Consider the following 19,351-nt stretch of genomic DNA (forward strand, 5'->3'; position numbering starts at 1 on the left):
CTGCAGCGGCTGCGCGCGGTCTATGCCTGATGGCCTAAGAACGTGGTGAACACGTTCTAAGCCTGCAACTGCGCCAGGATGGCCTGCCGCAGCGTCGCCGGCGAGACGGGCTTGTACAGCACCGCGATGCCGGCGGCGGCCACTTCGCGCAGGCGGTCGGGCTTGGTCTCGCCGGTCACCAGCAGCCGCGCCGTGCCGGGGCCGATGCCGTTGGGCAGGCGCTCCAGCGCGGCCAGCACGTCCAGGCCGTTGTCGCCGCCCTGCAGCAGCAGGTCGCTGAGCACCACGTCGGGCGGCTGGGGCCAGCGCGCGGCCAGGGCCAGGGCTTCGTCACGGCTCTGGGCGGCCCAGACCTCGGCGCCCCAACTGCCCAGCACGGCCTGCAGGCCCTCGAGGATGGTGCGCTCGTCGTCGATCACCAGCATGCGCAGCCCGTCCAGGCGCGGCGCCGTGTCGGCCATCAGCGGCGCCGCAATCGACGGCGGCGCCGCCAGGGCCGGCACGATGCGCGCGCCCACCCGCACGCAGGTGCCGCGGCCGGGGCGCGAGCGCAGCTCCACGCGGGTGTTGAGCAGCGCGGCCAGCCGCTGCACCGTGGCCAGGCCCAGGCCCATGCCGCGCCCGGCCCGGCCCGTGGGTGCCGGCGCCGTGCTGGGGCAGGGCGGCAGGCGCGGGTTGTCGACCTGGAAGAACTCCTCGAACACCCGGTCCTGGTGCTGCGGCTCGATGCCCACGCCCGTGTCCCAGACCTCGATCAGCACCTGCCGCCCGCGCCGCCGCGCACCCACCAGCACGCCGCCCTCGGGCGTGTGGCGCAGCGAGTTGGACACCAGGTTGGAGAGGATGCGCGAGAGCATGACGTAGTCGCTGCGCACCCAGATGTCGGTCTTGCGCACCACCAGCCGCAGTTCCTGCTCCTCCGCCACGGGCCTGAAGTTGCGGCTGAGTTCGTCCAGGAGCTGGTCCAGCGGGAACTCGGTCCACTGCGGCTGCAGAACGCCGGCATCGAGCTGCGACAGGTTCAGCAGTTCGGAGAACAGCCGGTCCAGCGAATCCACGCATTCGCGGATATGGCCGATGCGCGTGAGCTTGGCCGGGTCGGTTTCGCCGTTGGCCAGGCCGTCAGAAAACAGGGTCAGCGCATGCAGCGGCTGGCGCAGGTCGTGGCTGGCGGCGGCCAGCAGGCGGGTCTTGGCCTGGCTGGCCACTTCGAGCTGCTGGTTCTTGTGCGCCAGCTCGGCGGTGGCGGCGTCCACCCGGCTTTGCAGCAGGCGCTGGCTTTCCGACAGGGCCTGCACGGCGGCGTTGAAGCCGGCCTGCAGGCGTTGCACCTCGGCCGCGCCTTCGACGGGCACCTGCACCCGCTCGCCGGCGGCCAGCCGGTCCACCGCGCGGGCCAGCCGGCGGATCGGCGCGCTGATGCGGCGCGCGGCCCAGGTGCCGGCCAGCACCACGCTCAGCAGGCTGGCGCCCAGCACCAGCAGCACGTTGACCCACACGGTCCGGCGCGCATGCTGCACGGCGTCCAGGCTCATCTCCACCATCACCTGGCCCAGCGGCCGGCCGGTGTCGTCGCGCACGGGAATCTGCACCTGCACGCCGTCGGCGCGGCGCTGGTCCATGGTCTCGGCATTGGCCAGGATCTCGCCGTCCTCGGACCACAGCTGCACCTGCTGCACGTGGGGCTGCTGCAGGCCGCTCTGGGCCAGCCGCAGCAGGGCGCGGCGGTCCATGTCGGCCAGCGGATGGCGCGCGGTGGTGGCCAGTTGCAGCGCCACTGCGCGGGCGCTGGCGCGCACCAGCTCGCTCACGCCGTCCAGGTACTGGCGCGTGAGCACGCCGACGGTGCCCAGCATGGCCAGAACGGCCGGGAGCACGGCCAGCAGCACCAGCTGCTGCGCCAGCGACAGCCGGCGCAGCGGATGGCGCCGGCCCTGGGGCGCGGAAGAAGGGGGCGGGGTTGTGACTGCGGGGTCGCCCATGTGGGGGATCAAATTTCCGGAAGCGGGAGGGGGCTTTGGTTTCTAATTGTGTGGTTCGGGCCTCGGGCCTGACCAGTCGGCCGCTTGGCCATTCAACTGTGTGCGTCGTCGTGCTTCCTTCATGATCCGCCTGTCACTTTTGTTGCAAGCGCTTGTGCGCCGCCTGGGCTTGGCGCTGCTGCTGCCGTTGTGGCTCGCAGCGGTGACACCGGCCGCGGCGCAGGGCGCTTCGAGCGCGGCGGCCGCGCCCCTGCGCTTCGGCATTCTGCCCCTTGGGGGCGCCTTCGAGTCGCGCAACGACTGGGACCCGCTGCTGGCCGACCTCAGCGCCGCCATCGGCCGGCCCGTCACGGTGCTGTCGGTCACTTCCTATCAGGCGCTGGAGCAGGCGATCGCGCGCGGCGAGGTGGACATGGCCTTCCTCTCGGGCAAGATGGCCCTGGACGCCGTGACGCAGCAGCGCATGCAGGTGGTGGCGCAGGTCACGCGGCACGACGGGCTGGCCGGCTACCGCGCGCTGCTGCTCTCGCGCAAGGGCAGCGGGCTCGATGCCGTGGACGGCGTGCTGGCGCAGCCGCAGCGCTGGCGCCTGGCGCGCGGCGAGTCGCGCTCGGTCTCGGGCTTCATCGTGCCGCAGCTGCAGCTGTTCCTGCCCCACGGCGTGGCGATGGAAACCGCGTTCCGCTCCGAGATCGTGGGCACGCACCAGGCCACCGCCCTGGCCGTGGCCAACGGCGAAGCCGACGTGGCCACCAACAACTCGGCCGACCTGACGCGCTTTACGAGCCAGTTCCCGCAGGAGGCCGAACGGCTGCAGGTGATCTGGCAGTCCGAGCTGATCCCGCATGCCCAGATCGTGATGCGCCAGGGCGACCCGCCCGAGTTCCGGGCCCGGGTCCAGCGCTTCCTCGTCAACTACGCGCGCGGCAGCAGCCCGCGCGCGGAAGCCCAGCGCGCCGTGCTGCGCTCGCTGCACGACCTGGCGGGCTTCGTGTCGGCCGACAACCGCTCGCTGCGCCCGGCGGCCCAACTGGCCTACCAGCTGGCCCTGCGCAACGCCGAGACGGCGCAGTTCGTCAACCAGGCCGCGCGCGACGCCCGCGTGGCGCGCATCGAGGCCCAGTACGCGCAGCAGCTGCGCCTGCTCGAAGCGCCGCCGCCGGAGCGTGCCGTTCCCTAAAGCAGCAGGCCCGATGCAGCGGCTGCCAATCCCCTGTGCGCCCATCGCCGCGCAGCGCCGGGCGCTGCTGCTGGCGGCGCTGGCCGCAGGCCTCTTCGGCATGAACCGCGCGCCGGCCCAGACCTTCGAGCCGCGGCGTCGGCGCGTGCACGAATCGGGCTTCGTGCGCTTTGCCGCCCTGCCCGTGGGCGGTGCCGTCGACTGGCGGCGGCACTGGGACGTGCTGCTCGCAGCCCTGGGCGCGGCGCTGCAATGGCCGGTCAGCGGCGTGGCCGTGCTCAGCCAGGAGATGCTGGCCCGCAGCATCGAGCGCGAGCAGGTGGACGTGGCCTTCCTGGCCGGGCCGCTGGCGCTGGAGGCCGTGGTCTCGGGTCGCATGGAGGTGGTGGCCCAGATGCGCGCCGAGCCGCTGGGCGCGCCGCACGCGCTGCTGCTGGCGCGGCGCACCGACATGCCGGCCGATCTGGAGGAGCTGCTTGCGCAGCCCGAGCGCTGGCGCATCGCGCGCGGCGAAGAGCGCTCGCTCACGGGCTTCCTCATTCCCCAGACCCGGCTCATGCTGCCGCGCCGCCTGCCGCTGGAAACCGGCTTCATGGACGAGCGCATCGGCAGCGCGCAGGACAACCTGCTGGCCCTGGCCAACGGCGACGTGGACCTGTGCACCACGGGCAGCATGCACCTGGCCAGCTTCGCCCAGCAGTTCCCGCAGGAGGCCGCGCGGCTGCGCGTGGTGTGGCAGTCGGAGCCCGTGCCGCGGCCGGTGGTGCTGGTGCGCAGCGATGCCCCCGAGCCCTGGAAGGCGCAGGTGCGCGACTTCTTCCTGCAGGTGGGCGAGCCCACCGCGCCCTCGCCCTGGCGATTCGCGCTCGCGGCGCTGCACATGCCGCAGGGTTTCGGGCCCGCCGACAACCGGGTGCTGCTGCCCGTGGCGCAACTGGCGCTGGAGCTGGGCCGGCTGCGCGCGCAGGGCGCGCAATGGGTCAGCGAAGCCGCGCGCCAGGCGCGGCTCGAACGGCTGGCGCAGACCTACGCACGCCAGCTGCGCGTGCTGCACCGTTCCAAGGGGTACTAGGCCCTTCGTCGGGTGCGCGCGGCCCGACTAGGCCGTCCGTCGGATTTGCCCACCGACACCCGGACCGGACACTGAGGGAGACACCGGTCCAGGGATGATTTCCCAGGGGGCGCGGGCGCGTGACATGTGAGCAGCCGCTGCGGCTTGCGGTCCGCCGATGCGGACCGTGCTGGCGTCGCCTGAGGACCAGGACCGCCCGGGGCGGTGCTGACATCGATCGATCGGACGGAGCGCGCGCGGATGAGTTGGCGAAGCAAAGTGGTGTGGAGCGAGGGCATGCTGTTGCAGCCCCAGCATCTGCAGCAGGCCGAGCGTCACGCCGACCATGCGCGCCAGGTGCTGCTGCAGGGCACCGTGCCGCATGGCTGGGGTTTCGCGGAGCTTGAAATAGACGCCGCCGCCCTGGCGCTGGGCAAGTTCGCGCTGGTGCGCGCCGTGGGCACCTTTGGCGACGGCACGGTGTTCGACATGCCGGCCGTGGACCCGCTGCCCGAGCCGCTCGAGATCCCGCCTTCCCTGCGCGACGAAGACCTGCTGCTGGCCCTGCCGCTGCGCCGCGCTGGCGCGCGCGAGGCCGATGCCGAGGCCTTCGACGAACTGGTGCGCCACCGCGTGCACGAATCGGAGGTGCCCGACTCCAACACGGCTGGCGAGCGCACCGCCACCTTGCAACTGGGCGCGCTGCACACCCGCCTGCTGCGCGCCAGCGAGCGCACCGATGCCTGGACCGCGCTGCGCGTGGCCCGCGTGCAGGAGCGCCGCACCGACAACCAGGTGCAGCTGCATCGCGGGCTGGTGCCGCCGCTGCTGCACGTGGCGGCCAGCGCCAACGTGCGCGGCTGGGTCGATGAGCTGCTGGGCCTGCTGCGCCAGCGCGGCGAGGCCCTGGCTGGCCGCGTGACGCAGGGCGGCACTGGCGGCGTAGCCGAGATCGCCGACTTCCTGCTGCTGCAGACCGTCAACCGCTACGAGCCCGTGCTGGCGCACTTCGCACGCCTGTCGGCCCTGCACCCGCAGCACTTCTACGAAACCGCGCTGCAGCTGGCCGGCGACCTGGGCACCTTCCGCGAAAGCCGGCGCGCGGCGCGCTTCCCGGCCTATGTGCATGACGACCTGGAAGCCACCTTCAGGCCCCTGATGGACGACCTGCGGCGCAGCCTGTCGATGGTGCTGGAGCAGTCGGCCATCCGCATCGAGCTGCATGACCGCAAGCACGGCGTGCGCGTGGCGCTGATCTCCGACGTGGAGCTGCAGCGCAACGCCACCTTCGTGCTGGCCGTGCAGTCCAACATGCCCGGCGAGGCCCTGCGCGCGCGCTTCCCCACCCAGGTCAAGATCGGCCCCGTGGAGCGCATCCGCGACCTGGTCAACCTGCAGCTGCCCGGCGTCACGCTCACGCCCATGCCGGTGGCGCCGCGCCAGATCCCCTACCACGCGGGCGCCAACTACTTCGAGCTCGAAACCCGCGGCAGCGACCTGTGGCGCCAGCTCGAGCAGTCGGGCGGCCTGGCCATGCACATCGCGGGCGACTTCCCGGGCCTGGACCTGGCCTTCTGGGCGGTGCGCTCATGAACAACAAGCGCGGCGCCATCGCCGGGCCTTCGTCGCGAAACGCCCCACGCACCACGCACCACGCGTCCTTCCTATGAGCACGCCCGATCCGTTTGCCGCCTTCGAATCCGAGCGCACGGTCATCAAGCCCAAGCCGCGCACACCCGGTGGCGGCGCGCCGCCGGTCATGCCGCCGCCCGCGCAGGCGCCGGCTGGCGATGCGCTGCCCGTGGAGCTGGGCGCGCTGGGCCTGCTCAATCCGCTGGTCTCGGCCGCGGCCGGCCTGCTGGTGCTGGTGGGCAAGCTGCGCGGGCTGGCCCAGCCGCCCAACATGGCGGCGCTGCGCGCCAGCACGGCCGAGGCCGTGCAGCGCTTCGATGCCGACGCGCGCCGCGGCGGCGCCAGCAACGAATCGGTGCTGGCCGCGCGCTACATCCTGTGCACCGCGCTCGACGAAGCCGTGGCCAACACGCCCTGGGGCGTGCAGGGCGGCTGGAACAAGCAGAGCCTGCTGGTGCAGTTCCACAACGAGACCTGGGGCGGCGAGAAAGTCTTCCAGCTGCTCGCGCGGCTGGCGCAGGACGTGCCCACGCACCGCGACCTGCTGGAGCTGCTTTATGTGGTGCTGGCGCTGGGCTTCGAGGGCCGCTACCGCGTCATCGACAACGGCAAGGCGCAGCTGGACGGCGTGCGCCAGCGCCTGGCCGAGCTGATCCGCAAGGAGCGCCCGCCGCTGGAGCCGGCCCTGTCGCCGCACTGGCGCGGCCAGGGCGGTGGCGGCGTGGCGCTGCGCGATGCGGTGCCGCTGTGGGTGGTGGGCGCGGCCTTCCTGCTGCTGCTGGCGCTGCTGTGGTTCGGCCTGCGCATCTGGCTGGGCAACCGCTCCGACCTGACCTGGACCCAACTGGCCGGCCTGCGCATGCCGCAGGTGCAGGTGGCGCTGCCGCCGCCCGTGCCGGCCAAGGCGCCGCGGCTGGCGCGCTTCCTCGAACCGGAAGTCAAGCAGGGCCTGGTGACCGTGACCGACGAGGCCGACCGCAGCACCGTGCGCCTGCGCGGTGACGCCTTCTTCGGCTCGGGCAGCGCCGACCCGATGGACTCGGCCCTGCCGGTGCTGGTGCGCATCGGCCAGGCCCTGGCCGAGGTGCAGGGCCAGGTGCTGATCACCGGCCACTCCGACAGCCAGCCCATCCGCTCGCTGCGCTTCCCCTCCAACTGGCACCTGTCCACGGCCCGTGCAGAAGCCGTGAAGACCGCGCTCACGCCGCTGGTCGATCCGGCCCGCATGCGCGCCGAAGGCAAGGCCGATGCCGAACCCGTGGCGCCCAACGACAACGCCGCCAACCGCGCGCGCAACCGGCGCGTGGAAGTGGTGCTGCTGGTGCCGCCCGCGCAGGTGGCGCAGGCGGCTGCTCCCGCCGCAGGAGCCCCGCGATGAAAAAGCTTTTGCGTCTGATCTTTCACCCCGTGCTGCTCACGCTGCTGGCCCTGTTGGTGCTGGGCGTGCTGGTCTGGTGGATCGGCCCGCTGATCAAGGTGGGCGAGCTCACGCCGCTGGCCAGCGAGCTGTCGCGCGCCATCGTCATCGGCGTGATCGTGGCGCTGGTGCTGCTGCGCTGGGCGCTGCGCCGCTGGCGCGTGCGCAGCGCCAGTCGCCACCTGACCGACGGCCTGATGCGCGCACCGGCCGCCGCGCCCGGCGTGCCTGCGCCCGCGGGCGAGCAGAAGGTGCTGGGCGACCGCTTTGCCGAAGCCATCGCCACGCTCAAGAAGATGCGCCTGCACGCCGCGGGCAAGAAGCCCGGCTGGCGCGACTGGCTCTCGCTGTCGGGCGGCAGCTACCTGTACGACCTGCCCTGGTATGTGTTCATCGGCGCACCGGGCTCGGGCAAGACCACGGCGCTGGTCAACTCGGGCCTGTCCTTCCCGCTGGCCGAGAAGTTCGGCCCCGGCGCCATCCGCGGCGTGGGCGGCACGCGCAACTGCGACTGGTGGTTCACCGACGAGGCCGTGCTCATCGACACGGCCGGCCGCTACACCACGCAGGACAGTCATGCCAGCGAGGACAAGAGCGCCTGGGACGGCTTCCTGGGCCTGCTCAAGAAGGCGCGCCCGCGCCGGCCGCTCAACGGCGTCTTCCTCACCGTGAGCGTGGCCGACCTGCTGAGCCAGGGCACCGAGGCGCGCAGCGCGCTGGCCGCGTCGATCCGCGCGCGGCTGCTGGAACTGGACCAGCGCCTGACCACGCGGCTGCCGGTCTATGTGCTGGTGACCAAGAGCGACCTGCTCTACGGCTTCATGGAGTACTTCGCCGACCTGGGCAAGGAACAGCGCGCGCAGGTCTTCGGCTTCACCTTGCCGCCCGAAGAGGGCTCGCAACTGGCCGAGCATGGCCTGGACGCGCCCTTCAAGCGCGAATTCGGCCTGCTGCACGAGCGGTTGAACAACGGCCTGATCGAGCGCATGCAGCAGGAAAGCGATGGCCGCCGCCGCGCCGCCATCTTCGGCTTCCCGGCGCAGTTCGCGGCCGTGGGCCCGCTGCTGTCGGATCTGCTGGACCAGGTGTTCACGGGCTCGCGCTTCGCGCAGCCGCCCTGGGTGCGCGGCGTGTACTTCACCAGCGGCACGCAGGAAGGCAGCCCCATCGACCGCGTCATGGGCACGCTGGCGCGCAGCTTCGGGCTGGAACGCGCCATGCTCGCGCCGCAGCAGGGCAGCGGGCGCAGCTACTTCCTCACCACCCTGCTCAAGGAGGTGGTCTTCCCCGAGCAGCGCCTGGCCGGCGCCGACGTGAAGCTCGAGCGCAAGCGCCACCTGCTGCGCACCGGCGCCGTCGCGGCCATGCTGCTGGTCTCGCTGGGGCTGGCCGCGGCCTGGGGCTGGAGCGCCTGGCAGAACCTGGACTACCTCAAGGCCGTGGAGGCGCGCGTGCCGCCCACCAAGGAGCAGTTGCAGGCGCTGCCCGCGCAGACCCACAGCCTGGTGCATGTGGCACCCGTGCTGCAGCAGCTGCGCGAGATCTGGAAGACACCCGAAAACCGCCAGGGCGACGCCCCGCTGGGCATGACCCTGGGCCTGTACCAGGGCAACAAGCTCGATGCGGCGGCCCAGCTCGCGCACCAGCGCGCGCTCAACGAAGCCTTCCTGCCGCAGCTGGCCCTGCGCATCGAGGACCAGCTGCGCAGCGCGGGCAAGGACAACCTCGAATTCACCTACGAGGCGCTCAAGAGCTACCTCATGATCCACCAGCCCGAGCACTTCGATGCCGAAGCGCTCAAGGCCTGGATCACGCTGGACTGGGCGCGCACGCTGGACCGCGGCCTGCCCGAAGACCAGCGCCAGCTGCTGGAGGCGCAGCTCGACGCGCTGATCGCCCAGGGCCCGCCGCGCGTGCCGCTGAAGATGGACGAGAACCTGGTGCGCAGCGTGCGCGCCATGCTGGCCAGCTACCCGGCCGAGCAGCGCATCTTCAGCCGCCTCAAGCGCCAGCGCCTGGGCCGCGACGTGCCCGCCTTCAGCGTGGCGCAGGCCGGCGGGCCGTCGGCGCCGCTGGTCTTCGAGCGCCCCAGCGGCAAGCCGCTGACTGAGGGCGTGCCGGGCCTGTTCACCTTCGACGGCTACCACAAGCGCTTCCAGAGCGAGGTGGTGGTGGTCACGGGCCTGCTGGCGGCCGAAGACCCCTGGGTGCTGGGCCAGGAAAAGAGCGCCACCGACCGCGCGCGCGACGCGGCGGCGCTGGGCCAGCTCACCGACCGCGTGCGGCGCCTGTACCTGGAGGAATACGTCAAGGTCTGGGAAGCGCTGCTGAGCGACGTGCGCCTGGTGCGCGCGAGCGGGCTGGAGAAGAACATCGAGATCGCGCGCATCCTCTCGGGCGCCGATTCGCCGCTGGCCCGCTTCCTGCGCGCGGTGGTCAAGGAAACCACGCTGATCCCGCCCGAGACCGACAAGTCCGCCGTCGACCGCGCGGCCCAGACGGTGCGCAGCACGCGCCAGGGCCTGGAAGCGCTGTTCGGCGGGGGCGGCGATGCGACGGGCGGCCGCGCGCTGCCGCCGGGCAAGCGCATCGAAAGCATCGTCGACGACCGCTTCGAGTCGCTGCGCCGGCTGGTGCTCTCGCCCGTGCCCAATGCGCCACCGCCGCTGGACGACGCGCTCAAGCTCTTCAACGAGGTGTATGTCTACCTCACGGCGGTTGATACCGCCGTCAAGAGCCGCAGCTCGCCGCCGCCGGGCGACGTGGCGGGCAAGCTCAAGTCCGACGCGGGCCGGCTGCCCGAGCCCGTGCGCTCCATGGTCGAGGGCCTGTCCAGCACCGGCGCGGCCCAGGCCCGCGTGGCCGAGCGCGGCAACCTGAGCCAGGACCTGCAGCCGGTGGCCGAGTTCTGCCGCCGCGCCATCGCCGGCCGCTACCCCTTCGTGGAAAGCAGCAGCCTCGACGTGCTGCCCGAGGACTTCGGCCAGATGTTCGGCCCCGGCGGGCTGATGGACGACTTCTTCCAGAAGCGGCTGGCGCAGCTGGTGGACACCAGCCGCCGCCCCTGGCGCTACAAGCCGGTGGCCGAGCAGGGCGCCATCTCCACCGCGGCGCTGCGCCAGTTCGAGCGCGCCGACCTGATCAAGCAGGTGTTCTTCCGCAGCGGCGGCCGCGTGCCCGGCCTGCGGCTGGACTTCCGGCCGATCGAGATGGACGCCGGCATCACGCAGTTCTCGCTCGACGTGGACGGCCAGATCGTCAAGTACGCACACGGCCCCATCGTGCCCATGACCGTGCAGTGGCCCGGCCCGCGCAACACCAACCAGGTGCGGCTGAACATCCAGCCGCCCACCTCGTCCGGCACTTCGGGCATGACCACCGACGGCCCCTGGGCGCTGTTCAAGACCCTGGACCGCGGCCAGCTCGCGCCCGGGGACGCGCCCGAGAAATTCATCATCACCTTCCAGCTCGATTCGCGGCGCACGCGCTTCGAGGTCACCACCAACAGCGTGCGGCATCCGATCCGCATGCCCGAGCTGCGCGAGTTCGCGTGCCCGGAGGGGCTGTGATGGGGGTCTTCGGCCTTCCGGGCGCGCTGGCCGACCAGGGCCAGCCCCCGGGCTGGTTCGGCAAGCTGCCGGGCATGGGCGACTTCGCCCATCGCCGCCTGCCCGAGGCCTTCCGCGAGCGCTGGGACCAGTGGCTGCAGACCGGCCTGCTGCAGCTGCGCCACCAGCGCGCCGACTGGACGGCACGCTACCTCGAAAGCCCGCTGTGGTTCTTCGTGCTGGGCGCGCAGGTGGCCGGGCCGCGGCCCTGGCTGGGCGTGCTGATGCCCTCGGTCGACGGGGTGGGGCGCTACTTTCCCTTCACCATCGCCTGCGAACTGGCGCTGCCGCTGCACAGCCTGCCGGCCGCGCAGTGGCCCGGCATCGCGCGCTGGTGGCAGCACGCGGCGCGCTGCGCGCTGACGGCGCTGGACCAGGACCTGGACGCCGCGGGCATCGACGCGCTGCTGGCCCAGGTGCCGCCCGACGACCTGCCGGCCGCCGACGCGCCCCCGGCCTGGCCCGAGGACGGCCAGTCGCTGTGGCTCACCGACCTGAGCGACCCCCAGGCCCCTTCGCTGCGCACCGCCGCCCTGCCGCGCCACGCGCGCTTCGAGCGGCTTTTTGGTTTTGACGACGCGGCCGATGCGCTGCACTCCTGACTTCCGAGCCCGCCTGTGACCGACGCACCCCGCCCCCCCCACGATCCACCGCCTTCGGACGACGCCCACGCGCCGACCCGGGTGATGACCGGGCGCGGGCGCGAAGACTTCCAGAGCCAGCCCGCGGCCGGCGCCGCCACCACCGTTGCCGCCGCGGCGCCCGCGCCCGCGCGCGCCCCGGCGCCGCTGGTGGATGCGGGCACGCTGCCACCGGGCAGCCGCATGGCCGAATTCGAGATCACGCACCTGATCGGGCAGGGTGGCTTCGGCGCCGTGTACGAGGCCTGGGACCACACGCTCGAACGCACGGTGGCCATCAAGGAATACCTGCCCACCTCGCTGTCCACGCGCGGCGGCGACGGCACCGTGACGCCGCTGTCGGACAAGCACCGCGAGACCTTCGAGCTGGGCATGCGCAGCTTCATCAACGAAGCGCGGCTGCTGGCCCAGTTCGACCATCCCTCGCTGCTGAAGGTCTACCGCTTCTGGGAGGACAACGGCACCACCTACATGGTGATGCCGCTGTACCGCGGCCAGACGCTGCGCCAGACCCTCGCCGACAAGCCCAACGTGGACGAAGGCTGGCTGCTGCGCATCATGGACGGCGTGACGCAGGCGCTGGCCGTGATGCACAACGCCAACTGCTACCACCGCGACATCGCGCCCGACAACATCCTGCTGCTCGAAGGCACGGGCAAGCCGGTGGTGCTGGACTTCGGCGCCGCGCGCCGCGTGATCAGCGACAAGACGCAGGCCATCACCGTCATCCTCAAGCCCGGCTACGCGCCGGTCGAGCAGTACGCCGAGATGCCCGACATGACGCAGGGCGCCTGGACCGACGTCTATGCGCTGGCGGCCGTGATGCACGTGGCCGTGTGCGGGCGCGCGCCACCGCCCTCGGTGGCGCGCATCATGTCCGACACCTACGTGCCCCTGGCCGGCAACGAGCTGCTGCGCCAGCGCTACAGCCAGCGGCTGCTGGAAACCATCGACCACGGCCTGGCGGTGCGCCCCGAGCAGCGCCCGCAGTCCATGCTGGAGCTGCGCGCCGAGCTGGGCCTGGAAGAGACCACCACCATCGCGCCCCTGCGCGCCGCAGGCCCGCGCACCGTGCCCGGCGCCCATGGCGCGCGCGCGCCGGCCAGCCCGCCGCGCCCGGCCGCGGGCAGCGGCCCCGCGGCTGCACCGGCCCCGCGCAGCAAGGCGCTGGCAGGCGCGCTCATCGGCGTGGCGGGCGTGGCGCTGCTGGCCGGTGGTGCCTGGTGGTGGATGCAGGGCCGCGCGCCGGCCGACGCCCCTGCGCCCGCCGTGGCCCAGGCGCCGGTGGCCGCGCCCGTGGATGTGGCGCCGGCCCCGCCGCCGCCCGCGCCGCCGCCGCCACCGCCGGTGCGGCGCACGCCCCTGCAATCGCTGCAGGCGCTGGGCGCCAGCGCCACGCCGGGCTTCACCGTGCAGGCTTCGGCCGTGAAGCCCGAGGTTGAGGTGGGCAAGGACAAGCTGGGCTTCGAGCTGCGCAGCAACCGCGAAGGCTATGTCTACGTCTACCTGCTGGCCAGCGGGGGCGAGATGTTCATGCTCTTCCCCAACCTGCTGGACAAGTACAACAAGATCAACGCCAACCAGACGCTCACGCTGCCGCGCGCCTCCTGGCCCATGAACGCGGGCGGCCCGCCGGGCACCAACCACTTCGCGGTGGTGGTGAGCCAGCACGAGCGCGACTTCAGCGAGGCCGGCATGCAGACCGACGGCGTGTTCCCGCAGTTCCCGCTGCCCGTGCTCTCGGCGCTGGAGGCCGCCAGCCCCGGCAAGCCCACGCCGCTGCTGGGCAAGCCGCAGTGCCCGCCGGGCCAGGCCTGCACCGATGCCTTCGGCGTGGCCGGTTTCAAAATCGTCGAGCGGTGATCGTCTTGGACATGAAACACACCCCGGGCGGCGTCGCCGCTCCCCGCTCTTGTTCGGGAGGGGAGTGCGCCAACGGGTCCGGCAACGCCGGGCCTTCGGGCGCCCTGAGGGCTTCGCTGCGCTTGCCTGCTGGCTGGCAGCGCCTGTTCCATCTGATGCCGGCGGCGCATGCCCCGGTCGGGAGCGCACCATGATCAATCCCCCTCTTTCGTCTGCTTCCCTGCCGCGCGCCGCGCGGGCTGCCGTGGCCCTGGCCGCCATGGCGCTGGCCGGCTGCGCCTGGCGGCCCGAGCCGGTGCCGGAGCGCCCGCCCGCGCCCGCACCGCAGGCCGCAGCACCGGCCCCCGCGCCCGCACCCGTGGCTGCCCCGGCCCCGGCGCCGGCTGCCGCCACCGGCGGCGGCAACGTGGCCGGCCAGGCGCGCACCTTCTCGACCCAGCTGGCCACCTACACCGCCGTCAGCTTCGACACCCTGCCGGGCTGGGCCCGCGACGATTTCTCCGAGACCTGGCCCGCCTTCCTCGAAAGCTGCCGCGTGCTCACGCGCCGTGGCGAGCAGTGGCAGAACCTGTGCTCGCGCGCGCGCGCCGTCAACGCCAAGAGCGATCCGGCCATCCGCAGCTTCTATGAAAGCGAATTCGCGGCCTACCAGATCCGCGACGACGACCGCCGTCCCGACGGCGTGGTCACCGGCTACTTCGAGCCCGAGATCGAAGGCAGCCGCACCTATTCGCCGCCCTTCATCTACCCGGTCTACGGCGAGCCCCAGGACATGGTCTTCCTCGACACGCGCCGCCTGCCGGCCGGCCGCGGCACCGTCGCCGCGCGGGTGGAAGACCGCAAGGTCGTGATCCAGCAGGGCCTTTCCACGCGCGACATGGGTGCGCCGGGCCTGCTGGCGCTCGATCTGTCCACCGTGATCCGCGACACGCTGGACCGCAAGATGCGCCTGCGCGTCGAAGGCCGCCAGCTGCTGCCCTACTTCACGCGCGAAGAGATCGAAACGCGCGGCGCTCCCAACGCGCGCGTGCTGGCCTTCGTGAGCAACGCCAATGCGCTGTACGAGATGCAGATCCAGGGCTCGGGCCGCATCCGCCTGACCAATGGCGACGTGATCCGCCTGGGCTATGCCGAGCAGAACGGCCAGCCCTTCCGCCCCACGCTGGCCAGCAACAGCGGCCGCGGCGGCAAACAGGCCGTGCGCACGCGCGGCTCCACCATCGAGCTGGAAGTGGACGACGGCGAGGACAGCGACATCGGCGACGTGGGCGCGGTGCGCACGCGTGGCTTCACGCTGGCGCGGCCCGTGGCCAGCGGCGCCGTGGTGGTGCCCGGGCGCAAGGCCGCCGGCCCGGTCACGGGCTCGGGCATCAAGGACCCGAGCTATGTGTTCTTCAAGGAAATGCAGGCCGGCGCGGGCCCGCAGAGCGGCCCGGTCGGTGCGCTGGGCGTGCCGCTGCAGGCCGGCCGCTCCATCGCGGTGGACCCGCGCAGCACGCCGCTGGGCTACCCGGTCTTCGTCTCCACCCGCATGCCCGGCGCCAATGCGCCCACCCAGCGCCTGACCATCGCGCAGGACACCGGCGGCGCCATCCGCGGCGCGGTGCGGGCCGACTATTTCTTCGGCTACGGCCAGCAGGCCGCCAACCAGGCGCGGCGCATGAAGGAGCGCGGCAACATGTGGATCCTGCTGCCGCGCGGCCAGCAGGTGGCTGCGGCGGCCGTCGGCACGCAAGGCGGCATCCGCACGCGCGGTGCGGCGCTGGCCGGCTGCCTGGTCCCCGACGAAGAAAGCTGTGTGGATGAATGACCGCGAACAACCCCCCAGGCCGCTTCGCGGCTCCCCCCTTCTGCTGCGCGAAGGGGGGCGCACCCAACGGTCCGGCAAAGCCGGCCCCGTGGGTGCCCTGAGGACTTCGCTGCGCTCGTCGGCTTGGATCGCGGCCTTCGGGCGCACTGCCATTTAAGAAGACGCTCGCATGCAATCCGCCCTGTCCCCCGATGACAGCGCCGAGCTGGTGCGGCTGTGGCAGCACCGGCAGGCACTGGCGCCTTCGCAGATGGGGCGGCTCTACACCATCGTGGGCGGCGCGCTGGGTGGCTGCCATCCGCCCGAACTGCAGGCGCTGGGCGAAAGCCGGCAGGAGCTGGTGGCGCAGTTCATCTACATCAAGGTGCTGCGCCTGGACGTGGACCCCGACGACGGCGAGGACGGCGAGCCCGCGCCCAAGACGCGCGGCAGCCACAGCGCGCCGTCCACCGCCTTCGCGCTGTGCGCCTATTTCCGCCGCTACCTGATCGACTGCACGCGCGCCAGCTCCTTCCGGCGCAAGCTGTCCATCGGCGACGAGGTCAACGACGCGCAGCTCGAAGCCCAGCTGGGCGAGCACGAGGACGAGGATGCCTGCCTGCGCGAGCATGGGCTGTCGGCCGCGCGCGTGGCCGCTGCGGCGCGCGCCTTCATTGCCGCGCTGGACGAGCCCGAGCGCCTGCTGCTGTGCGAGGGCTTTGGCCAGGAGGCCCCGCTGTCGGGCGTGGCCGCGCGCCATGCCATCGCCTCCTACCACTACCGCGCAGGCCGGCTGGGGCTGGTGCACAAGCGCGAAGCCCTGCCCGCCGACTACGGCAAGACCGCCATCGGCCGCTGGTTGCAGGAGGAGCTGGGCATCGCGCTGGTGCCCGACAACGTCGATGCGATCCTGGCGGTTTTCAAAATTCTGGGCGCCGAAGCGTCTTAGACCTGAAGTCATAGCCATTTCAGGACATACGCAATGCACGGCGACTCCTCCCTCTGGCCCGCGCTGGCCGTCATTCGCGGCGCATTCGAAACCACCCCGCCCCCGGGCGCGGGCGACGCGGTGGTGCTGCAGGGCGCCGCCGCAGCCGGCAGCGCGGCCGGCCCCACGGCCCTGGCCGACCTGCTTTTGCCGCTGACCGAGCTGGCGCGCCGCCGCGATGCCGTGGCGCAGAAGGGCTTTTCGGCGCGCTGGGCCCCCGGGCGGCTGGTCAGCGTGCTGCACGACGGCCGGCTGCTGGGCGTGATGCTGGACCGCGACCTGGGCCAGGGCCGCTGGCGCGGCTGGATGGCCGCCGCCGAAGCCGACTGGGCCGGCCCCTTCGACGTGCTGCTGGAGCCGCAGGACGAACCCTTCGAACCGCTGTTCGGCCTGATCCAGACCTGGAACACCGTCTCGCTGACCCAGGCGCCGCAGCTGTGCGCGCGCGTGCTGGGCGAACTCAGCGCCACCCGGCTGGCCGCGCTGCGCGCCACCGCCGACGAGGCGGCCCAGGGCCAGGGCCCGGCCATCGCGCCGGCACCCGGGCGCGTGGCGCTGCGCACGGTGGCCCAGTGCTTCACCGTGCTCTCGGGCACGCCGCTGGCGGCCGAAGGCGACCCGCGCGCCGACTACCAGTCGCTGTACCGCGGCGTGGCGGCCTCGCTGCAGGCGGGCGCGGCCATCGCCGATGCCGGCACGCGCAGCGCCCGCACCACCCCTCCGCCACCGGCCCAGGCCCGCATGCAGGCCCCGCCGCGCGCGGGCGGCTGGGCGCGGCTGTGGGGCTGGCTGGGCGGTGACGGCCCCTGGCGCCCCGCGCTGGCCGCGCTGGCGCTGGTGGTGGTGCTGCAGAACGCCAGCCTGCTGGGCCGCCTGGGCGAAGACGAGGACGCCGTGCGCTTTCGCGAGGCGCCCGCGCCCGCGGCCAGTGCAGCGGCGCCCGACCTGCGCGTGCGCTTCAAGGCCGACACGGCCCTGCCGGCCGCGGCCGAGCTGCTGCGCCGCGCAGGCGCGGAAATGGCCGGCGCCCCCGACGAGCAGGGCCGCTGGCCCGTGCGGCTGATGCAGCCGCGCGAAGGCCGGGCGGTGCTCGAGTCCTCACCGCTGGTCGAGGGCGTGGACCCGCCCTGACGGAGCACGCCGCATGCTGCCCACCGCGATGCCCCTGCTGCGCTGGTTGCGCCGGCCCCGCCTGCTGCTGGCCGGCCTGGGCCTGCTGCTGGCCGCGGGCACGGCCGGCGCCGTGCAGCGTGCGCTGCTGGTGGGCGTCTCGGAGCTGGCCAGCCAGCCGGCCTCGCTGTGGCTGCAGGCGCCGCGCAACGACGTGCTGCTGATGCAGGAGGCCCTGCAGCAGCAGGGCTTTGCCGCCGCCGACATCAGCATCGTGGCCGACGGCGTGCCCGGCGCGCCGCTGCCCGATGCGCGCGCCATTCACGAGACCCTGAGCCGGCTGCTGGCGCAGTCGCGCAGCGGCGACTTCGTGCTGCTGTACTTCTCGGGCCACGGCACGCGCTGGCGCGACAGCAGCAAGCGCTACCAGGAGCCCGACGGCCTGGCCGAGAACTTCCTGGCCCGCGACGTGCGCGGCACCATCGGCAGCGCAGGCCCGCTGGCCGGCGGCCTGCGCGACGTCGATTTCGACGCCTGGGTGCAGGCCTTCCTGGCGCGCAACGTCTTTGTCTGGTCCGTCTTCGACACCTGTTCGGCCGCGTCGATGACGCGCAGCGCGCGTGCACCGGCGCCTCCCGCGAACGGCGCGGCCGGAGAGCCCGACGATGAGGTGCGCTGGCGCGGGCTGCGCTCCGACCAGTTGGTGCCCGCCGCAGCCCCGCGCGCGCAGCCGGGCGCCGACAGCGCCTTGCGCCTGCCCGTGGCCGAAGCGGTGCCGCGCGCCCGCTACGTCGCCTTCTTCGCTTCGGAGAGCCACCAGGTCACGCCCGAGCTGCGCTTGCCGCGCGGCGACCGGCGTGCGCGGCCGCAGGGTCTGCTGACCTGGGCCGTGGTGCAGTCGCTGCAGCGCCGGCCCGACACCTGGCGCGCGCTGTTCAACGGCGTGCTGTCGCAGTACCCGGCCGTCATCGAGGAGCTGGAAGCCCGCTTTCCCGAACGCGAGCTGCCTTCGCCCGTGGCCGAAGGCAACCTCGACCTGCCGCTGTTCGCCAACACGCTGGAGCCGTTGAGCACCCGCCCGCAGTGGCCCGCCCAGCGCGCGGGTGCCAGCCTGACGCTGGAGGCCGGCCAGCTCGACGGTCTGGAATCGCGCCAGGGCGTGCTGGTGCTGGCCCAGATGGCCGACGGCACGCAGCGCCAGGCCGCAGCCACGCTGACCCAGGCCGACCTGGCCGGCGCGCAGCTGCCCGTGCCCGCCGCGCTGCGCGAGCTGCCCGGCAGCGTGCAGTGGTACGTGACGCCCGCGGCCGAGCCCGCCAGTGCCGTGCTGCGCGTGCGCGCCGAGCGGCCGCTGCCCGCCGGCCTGAACCTGAGCTACCCGGCCGCCGTGCAGCGCGTGCAGGGCCAGGAGCAGGCCGACGTGCGCTGGCTCGATGCCGGCCGGCCCACGCAGCGGCTGGTGCCCAGCTCGCCCGAGCTGCTGGGCGCAGAGCCGGGCAACGATGCGCTGCCTGATCTGGAAGCCGTGCGCCGCCGCCTGCAACTGCTGGCGCAGCTCAAGTGGTTCTCGCGCCTGATGGCGCTCGCGCCCGAGCGCCGCCTGCCGGGTTTCGAGGCCCAGCTCGAACTGTGGGAGGGCGAACGCCTGCTGCGCAGCGAGCCGCTGCCGCTGGCCGCCCAGTGGCCCGGCCCCGGCCCGGGTCAGCGCAACGTGCTGATGGTGCGCAATGCCAGCGGCCATTCCGTCGACCTGGCCATCGTGGCACTTGACGCGCAGGGCGTGCTGCGCGCCGTCTACCCCGAGCCGCAGGGCGAGACCAACCGCTTTGAACGCGGCAGCGCGCAGGCGCCGGCGCTCAAGCGCTTCGAACTGCCCGATGCCGCCAGCGGCCGGCTGTGGGTGGTGGCCAGCCCGGCGCAGCCGCACAGCGCACCGCGCCTGTTCGGCATGGCCAGCGCCTCGGCGCTGGCCGACCTGCGCGTGCGCGGCCAGGCGCGGCCGGAACGTGCGCGGCCCCTTTTCGCCACCGCCGTGCGCTGGGGGCGCGCGGCTCCCTGATCTTTGCTTTCACCTTTCCACCTTCTTCAAG

Annotated in this window: 12 protein-coding genes; 11 read left to right on the forward strand and 1 reads right to left on the reverse strand. The window is 73.0% G+C overall.

The genetic code is table 11. The annotated features are described in order from the left end of the window. Positions 1-56 precede the first annotated feature (56 nt). A complete protein-coding gene (locus tag PGB34_RS20430) occupies positions 57-1,982 on the reverse strand; it encodes an ATP-binding response regulator (protein WP_271429956.1) in 1,926 nt (641 codons plus the stop codon). A gap of 121 nt (positions 1,983-2,103) precedes the next feature. Between PGB34_RS20430 and phnD the strand changes: the two genes are divergently transcribed. The 11 genes from phnD (at position 2,104) to PGB34_RS20485 (ending at position 19,320) form a co-directional block, all read left to right on the forward strand. After that, positions 2,104-3,162, forward strand: coding sequence for a phosphate/phosphite/phosphonate ABC transporter substrate-binding protein (gene phnD, locus PGB34_RS20435; protein ID WP_408647933.1), 1,059 nt, complete (start codon positions 2,104-2,106; stop codon positions 3,160-3,162). A gap of 13 nt (positions 3,163-3,175) precedes the next feature. Then, positions 3,176-4,234 carry a PhnD/SsuA/transferrin family substrate-binding protein gene (locus PGB34_RS20440; RefSeq protein WP_271429958.1) on the forward strand — a complete coding sequence of 353 codons (1,059 nt, stop codon included), beginning with the start codon at positions 3,176-3,178 and terminating at the stop codon, positions 4,232-4,234. Positions 4,235-4,474: 240 nt separating this feature from the next. Next, entirely contained in the window at positions 4,475-5,806 is a 1,332-nt protein-coding gene (tssK, locus tag PGB34_RS20445; protein ID WP_271429959.1) for a type VI secretion system baseplate subunit TssK, read from the forward strand. A 73-nt stretch (positions 5,807-5,879) separates the two neighbouring features. After that, positions 5,880-7,223 carry a DotU family type VI secretion system protein gene (locus PGB34_RS20450; RefSeq protein WP_271429960.1) on the forward strand — a complete coding sequence of 448 codons (1,344 nt, stop codon included), beginning with the start codon at positions 5,880-5,882 and terminating at the stop codon, positions 7,221-7,223. Beyond that, the gene (tssM, locus tag PGB34_RS20455; RefSeq protein ID WP_271429961.1) at positions 7,220-10,831 is read left to right on the forward strand and encodes a type VI secretion system membrane subunit TssM; all 3,612 of its coding nucleotides are present in this window, start codon (positions 7,220-7,222) and stop codon (positions 10,829-10,831) included. The genes PGB34_RS20450 and tssM overlap by 4 nt, the downstream gene beginning before the upstream one ends. After that, positions 10,831-11,472, forward strand: coding sequence for a type VI secretion system-associated protein TagF (gene tagF, locus PGB34_RS20460; protein ID WP_271429962.1), 642 nt, complete (start codon positions 10,831-10,833; stop codon positions 11,470-11,472). The genes tssM and tagF overlap by 1 nt, the downstream gene beginning before the upstream one ends. A 15-nt stretch (positions 11,473-11,487) precedes the next feature. Next, positions 11,488-13,374 carry a serine/threonine-protein kinase gene (locus PGB34_RS20465; protein WP_271429963.1) on the forward strand — a complete coding sequence of 629 codons (1,887 nt, stop codon included), beginning with the start codon at positions 11,488-11,490 and terminating at the stop codon, positions 13,372-13,374. A gap of 190 nt (positions 13,375-13,564) precedes the next feature. Further along, on the forward strand, positions 13,565-15,184 hold the full coding sequence (mltA, locus tag PGB34_RS20470) for a murein transglycosylase A (protein ID WP_271429964.1): 1,620 nt from the start codon (positions 13,565-13,567) through the stop codon (positions 15,182-15,184). A gap of 169 nt (positions 15,185-15,353) precedes the next feature. Then, positions 15,354-16,112: a hypothetical protein gene (locus PGB34_RS20475; protein WP_271429965.1), complete on the forward strand. Its 759-nt coding sequence runs from the start codon at positions 15,354-15,356 to the stop codon at positions 16,110-16,112. Positions 16,113-16,145: 33 nt separating this feature from the next. Beyond that, a complete protein-coding gene (locus PGB34_RS20480; RefSeq protein WP_271429966.1) occupies positions 16,146-17,282 on the forward strand; it encodes a hypothetical protein in 1,137 nt (378 codons plus the stop codon). 13 nt (positions 17,283-17,295) lie between these two features. Continuing rightward, positions 17,296-19,320 (forward strand): caspase family protein, encoded by a 2,025-nt coding sequence (locus PGB34_RS20485; RefSeq protein WP_271429967.1) that lies wholly within the window; start codon positions 17,296-17,298, stop codon positions 19,318-19,320. Positions 19,321-19,351: the final 31 nt, after the last annotated feature.

It is taken from the genome of Xenophilus arseniciresistens (genome assembly GCF_028023875.1).
In the GTDB taxonomy this organism is placed as follows: domain Bacteria; phylum Pseudomonadota; class Gammaproteobacteria; order Burkholderiales; family Burkholderiaceae_C; genus Xenophilus; species Xenophilus arseniciresistens.

Coding starts and splice junctions, on each gene's coding strand:
- PGB34_RS20430 (WP_271429956.1), bottom strand. CDS start 1,982: ATGGGCGACCCCGCAGTCACAACCCCGCCCCCTTCTTCCGCGCCCCAG.
- phnD (WP_408647933.1), top strand. CDS start 2,104: ATGATCCGCCTGTCACTTTTGTTGCAAGCGCTTGTGCGCCGCCTGGGC.
- PGB34_RS20440 (WP_271429958.1), top strand. CDS start 3,176: ATGCAGCGGCTGCCAATCCCCTGTGCGCCCATCGCCGCGCAGCGCCGG.
- tssK (WP_271429959.1), top strand. CDS start 4,475: ATGAGTTGGCGAAGCAAAGTGGTGTGGAGCGAGGGCATGCTGTTGCAG.
- PGB34_RS20450 (WP_271429960.1), top strand. CDS start 5,880: ATGAGCACGCCCGATCCGTTTGCCGCCTTCGAATCCGAGCGCACGGTC.
- tssM (WP_271429961.1), top strand. CDS start 7,220: ATGAAAAAGCTTTTGCGTCTGATCTTTCACCCCGTGCTGCTCACGCTG.
- tagF (WP_271429962.1), top strand. CDS start 10,831: ATGGGGGTCTTCGGCCTTCCGGGCGCGCTGGCCGACCAGGGCCAGCCC.
- mltA (WP_271429964.1), top strand. CDS start 13,565: ATGATCAATCCCCCTCTTTCGTCTGCTTCCCTGCCGCGCGCCGCGCGG.
- PGB34_RS20475 (WP_271429965.1), top strand. CDS start 15,354: ATGCAATCCGCCCTGTCCCCCGATGACAGCGCCGAGCTGGTGCGGCTG.
- PGB34_RS20480 (WP_271429966.1), top strand. CDS start 16,146: ATGCACGGCGACTCCTCCCTCTGGCCCGCGCTGGCCGTCATTCGCGGC.
- PGB34_RS20485 (WP_271429967.1), top strand. CDS start 17,296: ATGCTGCCCACCGCGATGCCCCTGCTGCGCTGGTTGCGCCGGCCCCGC.